13 protein-coding genes are annotated in these 14,112 nt (G+C 70.4%); 2 read left to right on the forward strand and 11 right to left on the reverse strand.

All coding sequences use genetic code 11. The features are described 5' to 3' along the window. Window positions 1-44 precede the first annotated feature (44 nt). The 4 genes from smpB to ftsE all read right to left on the reverse strand — a co-directional run bounded on the left by smpB (window position 45) and on the right by ftsE (window position 3,803). Window positions 45-521, reverse strand: coding sequence for an SsrA-binding protein SmpB (smpB, locus tag MWU75_RS04260; RefSeq protein WP_247088409.1), 477 nt, complete (start codon window positions 519-521; stop codon window positions 45-47). A 111-nt stretch (window positions 522-632) separates the two neighbouring features. Continuing rightward, entirely contained in the window at window positions 633-2,168 is a 1,536-nt protein-coding gene (locus tag MWU75_RS04265; RefSeq protein WP_247088411.1) for a M23 family metallopeptidase, read from the reverse strand. A gap of 13 nt (window positions 2,169-2,181) precedes the next feature. After that, window positions 2,182-3,105, reverse strand: coding sequence for a permease-like cell division protein FtsX (gene ftsX / locus MWU75_RS04270; protein WP_247088413.1), 924 nt, complete (start codon window positions 3,103-3,105; stop codon window positions 2,182-2,184). After that, entirely contained in the window at window positions 3,102-3,803 is a 702-nt protein-coding gene (gene ftsE, locus MWU75_RS04275; RefSeq protein WP_247088415.1) for a cell division ATP-binding protein FtsE, read from the reverse strand. Before ftsE ends, ftsX begins: the two co-directional genes overlap by 4 nt. A gap of 346 nt (window positions 3,804-4,149) precedes the next feature. On the opposite strand from ftsE, the gene MWU75_RS04280 reads away from it, so the two are divergent. Further along, on the forward strand, window positions 4,150-4,785 hold the full coding sequence (locus MWU75_RS04280; RefSeq protein ID WP_247088417.1) for a L,D-transpeptidase family protein: 636 nt from the start codon (window positions 4,150-4,152) through the stop codon (window positions 4,783-4,785). 123 nt (window positions 4,786-4,908) lie between these two features. On the opposite strand, the gene prfB is transcribed toward MWU75_RS04280, so the two are convergent. Together prfB and MWU75_RS04290 are read right to left on the reverse strand one after the other, a co-directional pair. Beyond that, entirely contained in the window at window positions 4,909-6,027 is a 1,119-nt protein-coding gene (gene prfB, locus MWU75_RS04285; protein WP_247088418.1) for a peptide chain release factor 2, read from the reverse strand. Window positions 6,028-6,038: 11 nt separating this feature from the next. Beyond that, the gene (locus tag MWU75_RS04290) at window positions 6,039-6,482 is read right to left on the reverse strand and encodes a MerR family transcriptional regulator (protein WP_247088419.1); all 444 of its coding nucleotides are present in this window, start codon (window positions 6,480-6,482) and stop codon (window positions 6,039-6,041) included. Window positions 6,483-6,551: 69 nt separating this feature from the next. Here MWU75_RS04290 and MWU75_RS04295 point away from each other — a divergent pair, with 69 nt between their 5' ends. Then, window positions 6,552-7,541, forward strand: coding sequence for an NAD(P)/FAD-dependent oxidoreductase (locus tag MWU75_RS04295; protein WP_247088420.1), 990 nt, complete (start codon window positions 6,552-6,554; stop codon window positions 7,539-7,541). 116 nt (window positions 7,542-7,657) lie between these two features. Here MWU75_RS04295 and MWU75_RS04300 read toward each other — a convergent pair whose 3' ends face one another. The 5 genes from MWU75_RS04300 to MWU75_RS19810 form a co-directional block, all read right to left on the reverse strand. Then, a complete protein-coding gene (locus tag MWU75_RS04300) occupies window positions 7,658-9,115 on the reverse strand; it encodes a nitronate monooxygenase (protein WP_247088421.1) in 1,458 nt (485 codons plus the stop codon). Window positions 9,116-9,311: 196 nt separating this feature from the next. Then, complete coding sequence (gene holA, locus MWU75_RS04305; protein ID WP_247088422.1) at window positions 9,312-10,295, reverse strand: DNA polymerase III subunit delta; 984 nt, start codon at window positions 10,293-10,295, stop codon at window positions 9,312-9,314. Next, a complete protein-coding gene (locus MWU75_RS04310) occupies window positions 10,292-12,556 on the reverse strand; it encodes an ATP-dependent DNA helicase (RefSeq protein WP_247088423.1) in 2,265 nt (754 codons plus the stop codon). The genes holA and MWU75_RS04310 overlap by 4 nt, the downstream gene beginning before the upstream one ends. A 373-nt stretch (window positions 12,557-12,929) precedes the next feature. After that, entirely contained in the window at window positions 12,930-13,667 is a 738-nt protein-coding gene (locus MWU75_RS19805; RefSeq protein ID WP_348647733.1) for a pyridoxal-phosphate dependent enzyme, read from the reverse strand. Beyond that, complete coding sequence (locus MWU75_RS19810) at window positions 13,598-14,050, reverse strand: pyridoxal-phosphate dependent enzyme (protein WP_281496796.1); 453 nt, start codon at window positions 14,048-14,050, stop codon at window positions 13,598-13,600. The genes MWU75_RS19805 and MWU75_RS19810 overlap by 70 nt, the downstream gene beginning before the upstream one ends. Window positions 14,051-14,112 lie beyond the last annotated feature (62 nt).

A 14,112-nucleotide genomic window follows, 5' to 3' on the forward strand; every position in this document is an offset into this window, starting at 1 on the left:
GTGGATCTCGTCTGCACCGGCAGCGCACTGGACCCCGAGGCGCCTCAACTGTGCTGGCGCAGGTGCGCCGACAGCGCCTTCTGCACCTCGCGGGCGTCCTGCTTCTCCCGCAGGGCCTGCCGCTTGTCGTGCTCCTTCTTGCCCTTGGCCAGGGCGATCTCGACCTTGACCCGGCCGTCCTTGAAGTAGAGCGACAGCGGCACGATCGTGTGACCCGACTGGTTGGCCTTGGCGACCAGCTTGTCCAGCTCGTGCCGGTGCAGCAGCAGCTTGCGGCGCCGCCGGGCGGCATGGTTGGTCCAGTTGCCCTGGAGGTACTCCGGGATGTGCACGCCCTCCAGCCACAGCTCACCGTTGTAGTCGGTGGCGTAGCCGTCGACCAGGGACGCCCGCCCCATCCGCAGCGACTTGACCTCGGTGCCGGTCAGGACGAGACCCGCCTCGACCGTGTCCTCGATGAGGAAGTCGTGCCGGGCCTTCTTGTTGCTGGCGATGAGCTTGCGCCCGCTCTCCTTGGCCATGGCCGTGCCACCTCCTGCTGCGTGCTGTGAGTATGTCGTGCGGTCCGGTGCCGCACGACCTCCCAGGTTACCTGGTGGGCACCGCGGGACCGAGTGGTTAACCGGGCGCGCTCAGAGCCAGTTGCGTGGATTGACCGGGACGCCGTTCTCCCGGGTCTCGAAGTGCAGGTGGCAGCCCGTCGAGGTGCCTGTGGTGCCGACGTAGGCGATGACGTCACCTCGCGAGACCGACCCGCCGGTGCGCTCGAAGCCCGACAGGTGCAGGTAGCGCGTCGTCAGGTTGACGCCGTTCAGGACCCCGTGGTCGATGGTGATGATGTTGCCGCCGCCACGGCTGTAGCTCGTCCCGATGATGGTCCCTGCGGCGGGCGCCCGGACGGGCGTGCCGCAGGCGGCGCCGTAGTCCAGCCCGGCGTGGAGCCGGGCGTAGCCGAGCACCGGGTGCATCCGATAGCCGAACTCGCTGGTTGTCGGGGCATTGACCGGGTGGCTCAGCACCCCGTTGGACGGAGGTGCCGGGGGCTCCGGGGCCGGGGGCGGCGGTTCGGGCGCTGGCGCAGGGGCTGGTGCCGGCTCGGGCGCGGGGCGGGTGCCCCCATCCCGGCTGCCCGCGTCACGCTCCCGCTCCTCGGCGGCCGCACGGCGGGCCCTCTCGGCCGCCTCCTCCTTGCGTTTCGCCTCGGCTGCGGCCTCCGCGCGCGCCCTCTCCTCGGCCAGCCGCTTCTGGCGAGCCAGCTCGGCGAGCCGGGCCTCCTCGGCCTTCTCATCCTGCTTCAGGCCGTACTTCTCCTGGGCCAGCGTGGCCAGCTCCTGCTCGAGCTCCTCCGCCTCGGCCTGCTCCTGCGCCAGGTGCTTCTCCAGCTTGGCGACCTCGACCTCGAGAGCCGCCTTGTCCTCGGCCTGCTGGGCCTCGAGCGCCTCCAGCTCCTTCTTCAGCTGTTCGGCAGCGTCGCGCGCCTCACCCTTGCGGATCGTGGTGGCCTCGGCCTCGGCCAGCAGCAGCGCGATGTCTCGTCGCACCCCGACGAGCCGGTCCTCCTCCGCGGTCTCCTCCGCGAGCTGTGTGCTGAGCCGCTCGATGGTGTTGTCCTGCACGCGCATCACGGTGCGTGCCATCGACATCTCCTGGACGGCACCGACCTCTCCGACGAGGACCTCGAGGGTGAGAGTGAGCGTCCCCAGCCCCCCGGACTTGTAGGACTCGCGCGCGATGGTGCCGACCGCGCTGCGGGTCTCCTCCTGGGCCGCGGCGTTCTCGGCCAGGCTCGCCTCGATCTTCGCCTCGTTGGCGTAGGCGACCTCCAGCTCTCCCGCGATCCGCTCCTCCTCGGCCTCCGCCGCCGCCAGCTCGTCCTCGGCGATGGTGAGGTCGATCCTGGCCTGCTCCACCTTGGCGGTGGTCTCGCGCAGCTTCTTCTCGGCGGCCTGCAGCTCGGCGCTGGTCTCGTCCAGGTCGTGAGCCAGCTCGGCGGCACGCTCCTGCGAGGCCTGCTGGTCGGCCTCCTTCTGCTCCTCCTGCCGCTCGACCTCACGGATCCGGTCCCGGATGTCATCCAGACCGGCGAAGGCCGGGGCCGCGACGAGCACGGCAGCGGTGGTCAGGGCGACCACCCCACCCCAACGGCGTCGATGGGTCGATGTCGTCATCTCGGACTGCCTCTCAGACACGGACGTGTCGTCGTAGTGCCAACCAGGACGTGATCACGGCGAGCAGGACCGCGCCGCCGAGCAGGATAGGGATGATGGCCCACAGGTCGCGAGTCCCGATCAGGCCGATCATGCCGGTCTGACCAGCCAGCAGGTCGGTGAGGAACCCGCTGATGCCGTACTCGACCATGCCCCAGAGGAGGCCGATCGCCAGGGCGGCCCCCACGAGGGTGGCCAGCACGGTCTCCACCAGGAACGGGACGTGGATGGTGAACGCGGACGCCCCGACCAGCCGCATGATGTTGGTCTCCCGGCGCCGGCTCCAGGCGGTCAGCCGGATCGTCGTGCCGATCAGCAGCACGGCGCAGGCGACCATCGTCGCGGCCAGCCCCACCGCGGCGAGACTGACGGCGTTGAGGAAGGTGAACAGCTTGTCGACGACCTCGCGCTGGTCCTCCACGCTCTCCACCCCGGGCGCCCCCTCGAAGGCGCTCGCGACGACCTCGTACTTCGTCGGGTCGGCCAGCTGCACGCGGAAACTCTCCGGGATCGCCTCCTGCGGGATGGAGTCCAGCACCGGTGAGTTGCGGAACTGTTCCCGGAACCGTTCGTAGGCCTCCTCGTTCGACTCGAACCAGTACTCCTCCACCAGTCCGTCGAGCCGGTCGAGGTCACTGCGCAGCTGGTCGCGCTGCGCGTCGGTCACCCCGCCGCCGGCGCACGAGGCGACATCGGTGGCATCGGGCGTGCACAGGAAGATCGAGACCTGGACCTTGTCGTACCAGTACCCCTTGAGGGTGTCGACCTGGCGCTGGGCCAGCAGACCGCTGCCCAGGAAGAAGAGGGAGACCATCGTGACCAGCACGACGGCGACCACCATCGAGGTGTTGCGGCGCAGGCCGTTCCAGACCTCGCCGAGCAGGAAGCCCACCCTCATGCGAGCCCCTCCTCGACGGCGTCGTACTCGCCCTCGTCCTGGTCGCGCACGATCACGCCGTCGCGCAACTGGACCACGCGCTTGCGGAAGCGGTTGACGATGGTGGTGTCGTGCGTGGCCATCACCACGGTGGTCCCGGTCCGGTTGATCCGGTCCAGGATCGCCACGATCTCCTGGCTGGTGTCCGGGTCCAGGTTGCCCGTCGGCTCGTCGGCCAGCAGGATCGGAGGCTTGTTGACCATCGCGCGGGCGATCGCCACGCGCTGCTGCTCCCCGCCGGACAGCTCGTGCGGCAGCCGCTTGCCCTTGTCCTCCAGCCCGACCAGCTCCAAGGTCTCCGGGACGAGTTGCCTGATGGTGTGCCGCTTGGCTCCCAGGACTTGCAGGACGTAGGCGATGTTCTGGTTGACGGTCTTGCCCGAGAGCAACCGGAAGTCCTGGAAGACCGTGCCCACCTGGCGGCGGAGCGAGGGCACCTTGCGGCTCGGCAGCCGGGACAGGTCCTGCCCAGCCACCAGCACCCGGCCCTGGGTGGCGTGGTGCTCGAGGATGATGAGGCGCATCATCGTCGACTTGCCCGAGCCCGAGGCCCCGACGACGAAGACGAAGTCGCCCCGACCGATCTCGACATCGACGTCCGACAGCGCGGGCGCGTCGCCCTTGGCATAGCGCATCGTGACGTTCTCGAACGTGATCATGACGTGGGTACCGCGCCCTTCGCCGTGCGGGACCGACCGGCGATCTGGGCCACTGCCGGACGGCCTCCCGCGACACGGGGCTGTCGCGGGTACTTGCCACGTTACGGGTGTGACTGGTGTGATTGTGGTAACTCGCCCAGCCGGGCGTGGTGTGTCACGTCACACTCGTGCAACCTTGAGCGAGCCCTCACGCGTCAGGCTCACAAAGGGGAGCCGCTTCGGGGAAGGGAGTCGGGCCGTGAACCGACCGCACAGGAACTCAGGGAGCGCGCCGTCGCGCCCGCTCCGTCCGCCGTCGCGCCGCACCGTGGTGCGAGGTGCGGCCGCCACGCTCGCGGGCGGGGCCTTGACCCTGCTCGGAGCGCAGGGCAGTCAGGCCGCCTGGCCCACCTTCACGGTCGGGTCCTCAGGCGAGCACGTCACGGGGCTGCAACGCCTGCTCGCCGCGCGCGGGTACTGGTGCGGCAGGGCCGACGGCTACTTCGGCGAGCTGACGCAACAGGCTGTCTACGCGATCCAGAAGGCGGGCGGCCTGACCCGTGACGCGGTCGTGGGTCGCAACACCCTCAAGGCGCTGGCGGCCTGGGTGCTGCCCCCCGTCGTGGCGGAGGGCAGCGGGACGCGCGTGGCGATCGACCTGGAGCGGCAGCTCCTGACGGTCGCGCAGGACGGGGTGCTGCGACTCACGCTGAACACCTCGACCGGCAACGGCGAGCCCTATGACTGGTACGGCCGGACGCTCAACGCCCGCACCCCGCCCGGGGAGTTCGAGGTCTACTCCACCTACTCCACGGGCTGGCAGACCGGCCCCCTGGGCGAGCTCTACCGTCCGCAGTACTTCAACGGCGGCATCGCCGTGCACGGCTCGGAGTACATCCCGCCCTGGCCCGACTCGCACGGGTGCGCGCGGGTGTCGGTCGCCGCGATGGACATGCTGTGGGACGGCGTGATGTCAACCGGCACCCCGGTGCTCGTCGTCTAACCACTTCTTGGGGAAGTTTTGTGCGCCCCCCGCGCAACTTTGGGGAGGTTTTGTACGCCTCCGCGTGTCTCTGGGGGAGTTCGGTAAGCCCGGGCGCATCCGGGGAGGACGGCTACCCGCGCCTCAGGCGTTGGCCGCGTCCCGCTCCTGGCTGCGCTTCCAGCGGATCCCGGCCTCGATGAACGCGTCGAGGTCGCCGTCCAGGACCGCGGAGGTCGAGCCCACCTCGTGCTCGGTGCGCAGGTCCTTGACCATCTGGTAGGGGTGCAGGACATACGAGCGCATCTGGTCACCCCAGCTCGCCTTGATGTCCCCCGCCAGCTCCTTCTTGGCGGCGTCCTCCTCCTGCTTCTTCAGCAGGAGCAGCCGGGACTGCAGCACCCGCAGGGCGGCCGCGCGGTTCTGGATCTGGCTCTTCTCGTTCTGCATCGAGACGACCGTGCCGGTCGGGAGGTGCGTCATGCGGACCGCGGAGTCGGTGGTGTTGACCGACTGACCCCCCGGTCCGGAGGAACGGAAGACGTCGACCTTGAGCTCTGACTCGGGGATCTCGATGGTGTCGGTGGACTCGATCAGCGGGACGACCTCGACCGCCGCGAAGCTGGTCTGACGACGACCCTGGTTGTCGAACGGGCTGATTCGGACCAGGCGGTGGGTGCCCGCCTCGACGGCGAGCGTGCCGAAGGCGTAGGGCACCTTCACCTCGAAGGTGGCCGACTTCAGCCCGGCCTCCTCGGCGTAGGAGGTGTCCAGCACGGTGGTGGGATAGCCGTGCCGCTCGGCCCAGCGCAGGTACATCCGCATCAGCATCTCGGCGAAGTCCGCGGCGTCCACGCCCCCGGCGCCGGCGCGGATGGTCACGACCGCCTCGCGCTCGTCATACTCCCCGTTGAGCAGGGTGCGCACCTCGAGCTCCCCCACCGCCTTCTTCAAGGCGGTCAGCTCGGTCTCGGCCTCGGCCAGCGTGTCGGCGTCAGACTCCTCCTGCCCCAGCTCGACGAGAGCCTCGAGGTCGTCGATGCGTGCCTCCATGCCGGTGACCCGGTCGTGCTCGGCCTTCACCCGGGACAGCTGGCTGGTGACCTGCTGGGCATGCTCGACGTCGTCCCAGAGGTCGGGGGCGGAGGCCTGCGTCTCAAGGTCGGTGATCTGCGCCTCGAGCCTGTCGACGTCGCTCACCTCCCGGACCGACTTCACGGTCGTCCGGAGTGCCTTGATCTCGCTGTCGAAGTCCAGTGCCACAAAGAGACAGACTACGCGAGGCGCCGACCCGGAACCTCCGCCCCGTCGATCAGGTCCTGCACGGCGGACCGGAAGTTGGGGCAGGTGGTGATGTCGTGAGCCTGACACTCCAGCGCGTGCCGGGTCATCGCCCGGGACTGCTCCATGTCGCGCATCCGTCGCTCCAGGTCTGCCAGGTGCTCTTCCAGGACGGTATGCCGACCGGCCGCCTCGGAGTCCAGCAGCACCCTGATCTGGCCCAGGCTCATCCCGGCCGCCTTGTTGCGCACGATGATCGCGACCCGGGCGAGATCCTCGGACCCGTAGCGACGGCGCCCGCCACCGTCCCGGTCCGGCGTCAGCAGACCCTCGTCCTCCCAATAGCGCAGCACGTGGGTCGCCAGGCCGAAGCGCTCCGCCAGCTCCCCCACCGACCACACCGGGACCGCCGTCCCGTCCGCACGACTTGACTTCATGTCTACATGAACTCACATGCTGGCGACATCAGCAACCAACACCGTTCCACCAGAGAAAGCGAGAGCACCATGAGCATCTCACCCGCACCCCGCACCACCACCGGTCACCGTCCGGCGCCGGTCGACGTCGTCATCATCGGAGGGGGTCCGGCGGGCCTGCAGGCGGCCCTGACCCTGGGCCGGATGCACCGCCAGGTGCTCCTGCTCGACTCCGGCGACTACCGCAACGCCGCAGCGGGGCACCTGCACAACTTCGTCACCCTCGACGGGGTCCCTCCCGCGGAGTTCCGAGCCCGCGCCCGAGCCGACCTCGCGGTCTACGAGACCGTCACGATCCGCTCGGGTCGGGTCACCCGGATCGAGGGGACTGTCGGACAGTGGTCTGTTCGGACCGAGGACGAGTATGTCGTGCACGCGGCGGCCATCGTCCTGGCCACCGGGCTCCGCGACACCCTGCCGAGCACCCCCGGTCTGGCGTCGCTGTGGGGCGACGTCGTCGCCCACTGCCCCTACTGCCACGGTCACGAGTTCGCCGGCCAGCCGGTCGGGCTCCTCGGGGTCGGCCCCTCCACACTGCACCTGGTTGACCTCATGACGCCCATCGCCTCATCCCTGGTCGTCCTCGCCGATGGCGAGACCCCGGAGGAGGAGGTGCTCGAGCGGCTCCGGACGCGGGGCGTCGAGGTGCGCCGGGAGGCCGTCACCGGGGTCAGCCCCGGCAGGCTTGGCGCGGAGGTCTCGCTCGAGCAGGGCGGTTCCGTCGAGGTGGGTGGGCTGTTCGTCACCACGTCCCTGAGCCAGTCGGCGCCCTTCGCCGAGGATCTCGGTCTCACCGTGCTGCCCTCGGGTTGCATCGAGGTGGACGAGTTCGGTCGGACCAGTCGCGTGGGCGTCTACGCCGCGGGCGACCTGGCACACCGGGCGAGCCTGCCGATGCCCATGGCCTCGGTCCTGGGGGCGGCCAGCGCCGGGCAAGTCACCGCGGCGGGTCTCAACGTCGACCTGGCCACCGGTGCACTGGCGACCATCACCCCCGCCACCGGGCGACGGGCCGGCTGAGGCCAGTCGGCACGGAGGCCGACGACCCCGGAGACCGCTGGCACCCTCAGGCGACCTGGATCTGCAGACCCGCCGGCACCCTCAGGCGAACTGGATCTGCAGACCCGCCGGCACGCTCAGGCGAACTGGACCCGGCGAATCCGCGCGGACGGAACCCGGGCGATGAGCCACTCGACGGCCTGTCGCGCAGACCACCCCTCGACATACTCGAGGATGAGCTCGCGGGCGCCCGCGAGGTCCTGGCCGAGGGTGACCAGCCGCGTCTCGGCATACCCGTCCTTGCGCTCCTGGCCGAGGCCGATGTTGGCCATCAGCCCGTTGCACAGGCACTTGCGCCCCTCCGTGGCCGCCTCCTCACCGCCCTTCTTGAGATACATGTGCACGGGCTCGGACGCGCACCGGTAGCCGATCTCGCCGTCCTCCCGCTCGTAGGGCTGGCGCAGGTAGGACAGGTCACAGAGGCGGGGGCGGGCCTGGTAGGTCTCCTCCTCGCTGGCCGTGTCGGTCAGCGAGGCGACCTTGAACGGGAAACCGGTGGGGCTCGCTCGCGGGTCGTTGCGCACCTGCAGCGTGCCGTCGCGCAGCCGCTGGAGCAGGGAGCTGCGGGTGGCGGTGGTGATGCCGCTGTCGAGGGAGAGGGCGAAGAGGGTCCCGACCTGCACGCCCGCGGCACCGGCCGCCAGGGCCTCCTCGACCCGCTCGGGGCTGCCGTAGGCGCCGGCCAGCCAGAACGGGAGGCCGAGCTCGACCATCTTGGCCAGGTTGGCGTCGTCGCGCGGACCGTAGACGGGCTCACCGCTCTCGTCGAGCTGCATCTTGCCGCGGGGCGGGGCGCTGTGGCCGCCGGCGACCGGGCCCTCGACGACGAACCCGTCCGGGCGGATCTCGGGGTCGCGGTAGAGGTAGTTGGCCAGCGCGTCGACGGAGATAATGGCCAGGAAGTCGGGTCGGGTCATCGGCGGGAGGGAGTCGCCGAGCAGGTCCACCGGGTCGACCTCGATGTGCCGCGTGATGCGCCCCCCGAGCACGTCGGCGGTGATGCGACCGGGACGACCCGCCGAGATCTCGGTGAGCAGCCGCGGAATCTCGCGCGGGATGCCCGCGCCCATGAGGACGTAGTCGACGCCGGCGAGGACCGCTCCGAACAGGGCGGTCGGCGTGGCCATCTGGACCTTCTCGAGGCAGTTGATCCCGACGGCCCCGTCATGGCCCTCCTTGGCCAGCCACACCTCCGCGAAGTTGGCGACGACCGCCAGCTCCTGACCGGCTCGCGCCGTCTGGAGGGTCAGCTTGGGGATCGGCTTGTACGGGGTCCCGGGCCTGCGTCCGCCGGGCAGGAAGAACTTGTCCATGATGCGGGCCGCCATGTCGGCATCGGGGAAGGCCGCCATCGCACGGCGCATGTGGCCGCCCGGGTCCCCGTCCTGGAGGCGACGCGAGAGCACCGCGTCCATGGCGGTGCCGGACACCACGCCCATCTGGCCGGACATGGCCACCTCGCGGGCGAGCTGCCAGGAGGAGACGGCCACGCCCATGCCCCCCTGGATGACGACGGGCAGGGCAGTGGGAGCCATGAACGGCCTCCTGACGTGTGTGCGTCGAGACCTACGAGGACGTAGGTTTCGCTTGCGTAACCTACGGTAGCGTAGGAACGACCGGCGGCACCAGTCGAGCACCCGACACGGAGCGCACCGCGTTGAGACCGACGACCCCGCCGGAGCGCGTGGCGTGGCGACCCAACGCCCCACCCAGGCAGGTGGTGTCGCCGACCTACCCGCTCCGTCGCTCCCGGCACACGGCCAGGACGGCCATCTCCACGGCATACTCCGGGTCGCGGGCGACAGCCGTGCCGGTCCGCAACCCGCCCTTGACCTCCACGTCGGCCGCGGCCACCGCCTGGATCGCCCGTCCGAGTCGCACGCCGTCCCACCCCTGCGCGGTGCGGCGCGCCTGGTCGACCTGCCAGGGGGCCATCCCGAGATCCCTGGCCAGGGTTGCCGAACTCGCCCGACCGGCGCTGGCCACCTTGCCGACCTGACGCAGCTGCATGGCGAGGACGGCGACGATCGGCACGGGGTCGAGGCCGCCGGCGAGTGCGTGGCGCAGCAACCGGAGGGCCTCGGCCGTGTCCCCGCGCAGCGCCGCATCGGCCACCTTGAAGCCGGTGGTCTCGACCTTGTCGCCGTAGTAGGTCTCCACGTCGGTCGTGCTCACCCGTCCCGTGGTGTCGCGCACCAGCTGCGCGCACGCCGTCGCCAGCTCCGCGACGTCCCGCCCGACCGCCTGGACGAGCGCGGTGACTGCCGGCTCCTCGATCTGTCGTCTGGCGTCCCGGAACTCCTGCTGCACGAACGCGGCCTTGTCGCGGTCGGACTTCACCGCCGGGGCCGAGATCACCCGGCCGCTCTTCTTGAGGACGTCGAGCACGCGCTTACCGCGGTTGCCGCTCTTGTGCCGGACGATCAGGGTCACGCCCTCCGGCCGGTCCTGGGCCAGCGCGTGAGCGTCCTCGACGAGCGCGTCGTCGGCCTCGTCGAAGTCCTCGACCACGATGGCCGTCCAGCCACCGAACAGCGACGGGCTGGCGTGCACCCCCAGGGCGCCAGGCTCGTAGTCCGCGGCGGACAGCCGGACCACGTCGAGCTCGGGGTCGTGGGTGCGCAGGGCCACGAGCACGCCGTCCACCGCACGCTGGGCCAGGATCTGCTCGGGGCCGGAGACGAGGACCAGGTCCGGGACGTCGGGATCGCTCACAGGTCAAGCCTGCCATCGCCGACGAGCTGGAGGTCCAACTGGTTGAGTCGCGCGGTCACGGCATCCGGCGGCAGCTGGAGGTGGTCGGCCAGTTCGGTCAGCTCGATGCCCGCGTCGACAGCATCGCGCAGCTCCTCGTCCTGCTCCTCGGTCCAGGCGTGGCCTCCGGTGACGGCGGTGCGGGCACTGCGCGCGACCGGTGGTGGGTCGGCGACCGGACCGCGAGCGGCGACGGAGCCAGGTCCGCCACCCCTGGCCGCGCCAGACCCGGCGGCAGCGCCACCCGTGCCCCGCAGCACCGGATCGGCCACCGGCAACGGTTCGGGAGCGGTCTGGTCGAGCCGGCGCAGGGCGTCCAGCACCATCGCCCGGTTGGTCGTCGGCCAGAAGGGCGGCAGCGACTTCTGCAGGAAGCCGGCGTAGCGGGCCGAGACCATCCGGGAGTCCAGGAAGGCGACAACCCCTCGGTCCTGGCCGCGGCGGATGAGTCGGCCGGCGCCCTGCGCGAGCTTGAGCGCCGCGTGGGTGGCCGACACCTGCATGAAGCCGTTGCCGCCCATCCGGATGATCGCCTCCGAGCGCGCCGAGGCGAGCGGGTCGTCCGGCCGCGGGAACGGGATGCGGTCGATGATCACCAGCTGACAGGCCGAGCCAGGGACGTCGACCCCTTGCCACAGGGACATCGTGCCGAACAGACAGGTCGGCGCGTCACCGGCGAACTGCCGCACCAGCGTCGGGGTCTGGTCATCGCCCTGACAGAGCACCGTGATGTCGGTGTCAGCCAGCCTGGACCGCAGCTCCTCGGTGGCGGCCTCCGCCGCCCGGCGCGAGCTGAACAGCCCCAGCGTCCGCCCGCCGGCCGCGCGCACGAGGGCCTCGATCTCGTCGAAGATCTTGTCCGAGGTGCCGTCCCGTGCGGGAGGCGGCAGTGCCTTGGCGACATAGGCGATCGCCTGCTGCTTGTAGTCGAACGGGCTGCCGACGTCCAGCCCGTTCCAGGCCGGGCCGCCGCGCCCCGTCAGCCCGAGGGTCCCGGCCACGGAGTCGAAGGTGCCACCGAGCTCCAGCGTGGCGGACGTCAGCACGACGGTCCGCTCGGAGAAGAGCTTCTCCCGCAGCAGCATCGCCACACTCATCGGGGCCACCCGCAGGACAGCTCCGCGCATCCGGTCCTGGGTGATCCACGCGACGTCGAGCTCGCGCTCCTCCAGGACCCGCTCGGCGGTGTCGAAGATCTCCTCGACCGCGGCCCGCGCGACCTGGCGCGCCCCGTCGGCCTCCTCCTTGCCCGCGGGCTTGAGCTCGGTCTGCAGGGCACGTGCCGCGTCACGCACCGAGCCCAGCGCGAGCACGAGCCGGTCCGGCAACCCGGTCATCCGCCCCTCCGGCAGCGCGTCGAGGACCGCCTGCATCGCCGTCGCCGCCTCGGTGAGGTCACCGGTCTCCCCCATCCGTGCCGCTCGCTTAGCCGCCGCCGCGACCGTGCCCGAGGTCAGCTCGTCGGTGATCGTGGAGGTGACCCGGTCGGTCAGCTCGTGCGCCTCGTCGATGATCAGCAGGTCGTGGTCGGGCAGCATCTGCCGACCCTCGAACGCGTCGATCGCCATGAACGAGTGGTTGGTCACGATGACGTCGACCTGGTGCGCCGCGGCACGGGACAGCTCGACGAAGCACTCCCCCACCTGGGGGCAGCTCTGCCCCAGGCACTCCCGCGCCGAGACCGAGACCTGCCGCCAGGCCCGGTTGGTCACGCCGGGCACCAGCTCGTCGCGGTCGCCCGACTCGGTGATCTCGGCCCACTCGCGCAGCCGCAGCACCTCGTCCGCCAGCCGGGACCGCTCCCGGTCGACCTGCCCCATCGCCAGCAGCGCGTCCTCGTCGTCGTCGGGGAACCCGCCCTGCAGCTTGTGCTGGCACAGATAGTTGGACCGCCCCTTGACCAGGGCGAACGTCGGTCGCCGACCCAGCAACGGCTGCAGCGCATCGGCGATCCGAGGCAGGTCCCGGTCGATGATCTGGGCCTGCAGCGCCAGGGTGGCCGTGGCGATCACGACCGGCTTGCCCGTTGCCATGGCATGGGCGATCGCCGGCACGAGATAGGCCAGGGACTTGCCGGTGCCGGTCCCCGCCTGCACGAGGAGGTGCTCCTCGTGCTCGACCGCGGAGCGCACGGCGTGCGCCATCTGCACCTGCCCGGGTCGCTCGGTCCCGCCCACTCCGGTAACCGCCGCCTGCAGGAGGGCATCGAGATCGGCAGGCATGGCCCCAGAGTATGCCGAGGTGCCGACACATCTGGTTGGCCGTCGGTCAGGCTGTGGACAGGACGGCAAGCGATGGCCCATGGGGCTCGCTGCTCCTCGGACGTCGCGCCTCGGTCCGAGCGCAGGGAGGCGGCCAGGTCTGCGAGAAGCCAGCAGCACCACGCCGGGGGACTGCCTTGCGGGCCCACGGCCAGCGACCTGCTGGCCGATGGCCATGCCTTGGACCGGCACTCCGCCCAGCTTGACGCAGCAAACAGGCGTCCGGGCAGGCCCCACGGTCGTGACATACCGGATCTGCCGATGAGCGTGCGCGGCTTCCGGTCTTATGAGACTCGCGCGGACGCCAGACGTCCCGTTCGGCCGCCCGATGCTGTCAGCCAGCGATGTGGCCGACGACTTCGGGAATCTCGAAGAGGTTGCCGGTGTCGCCAGTGTGCAGGAAGGCGACGTTGCTGCCGGTTGGGATGCGGCCAGTGCAGGCGTGGTCCAGGAGGCCGGCTAGGCCTTTGCCGGTGTAGACGGGGCCGACGAAGACGCCCTCGGTGCGTGCGAGCTCGCGGATAGCGGCGGTGCTCTCGGGTGACGCGACGGCGTAGTCCTCGCCGATGAAGCGCTGGTCGATATCGAGTTCGGCACGGATGTCAGCCTCGTCGGGGACGGGTGCGCTGAGGCGTTTCAGGACGGCCTGGGTGCGTTCCACGATCATGGTGGGGTTGGACCAACTGTCCTCGTCGTACTCGGTGATGGAGATCGAGCGAAACTTGACCGGATGGTCGAGGCTGAGCTTGGCGGCGAGCATCCCTGGGAGCGCGGTGCCCGCGCCAATGGTGTGGTAGATGAAGTCGAGCTCGATTCCTGCCTCTGCGGATTGGGTGAGCATCTCAAGGAAGGTCTGAGCGTGGGCGACGAATCCGGCGGGGTGCGCGCCGCCGGACTCCACGACCACGACGGTGTGCCCTTGCTCCTCGAGGGCGGCTTTGCGCTCGGCGATGATGTCCCCGACACGGGTCGCGGCAGCCGCATCGGTCCAGATGTCGCCCTTCACGTCGATGACGCGGGTCTCCACACCCATCGTCTGGTTGAGCAGGTAGTTTCCGCGTGCCTCACCCATCCGGCCGTGCCGGGGCACGTTGCGGGTGAGAACAAGGATCGGGGTGATCCGGCGCTGAGGCAGGCCGCGGCGAACTGCAGCCCGGAGTTGGTCAGGTAGGCGCCCTTGGTGATCAGGTGGGGGGCGCCTTGTTCGAGTGCTCGGCCCAGGATGAACTCGGCCAGCCGGGTCTTGCTCCCGCTGACGGCGCTCGGGCCGGCGAGGTCCTCGCGCTTCATGAACAGGTTGATGCCGAGCTCGCGCGAGAGGTTCGGGAGCGCGTGGAATGGCGTCGGGTAGAAGCCCACCCGGTGCCGCGGCAGCCGGTCGAGGGCCACTCCCAGCGCCTCGGAAGTACTCAGGGGCGCCGGTGTGCTTGGTGCGGCAAGGTTGTCGGAGGTCATGTAACCAGCGTGGCGCCAGGCTCGCATCAGTGCAAGCGATGGTTTCTTATCAAATGATTAGT

It is taken from the genome of Ornithinimicrobium sp. F0845 (assembly GCF_023015765.1).
Classification (GTDB): domain Bacteria; phylum Actinomycetota; class Actinomycetes; order Actinomycetales; family Dermatophilaceae; genus Ornithinicoccus.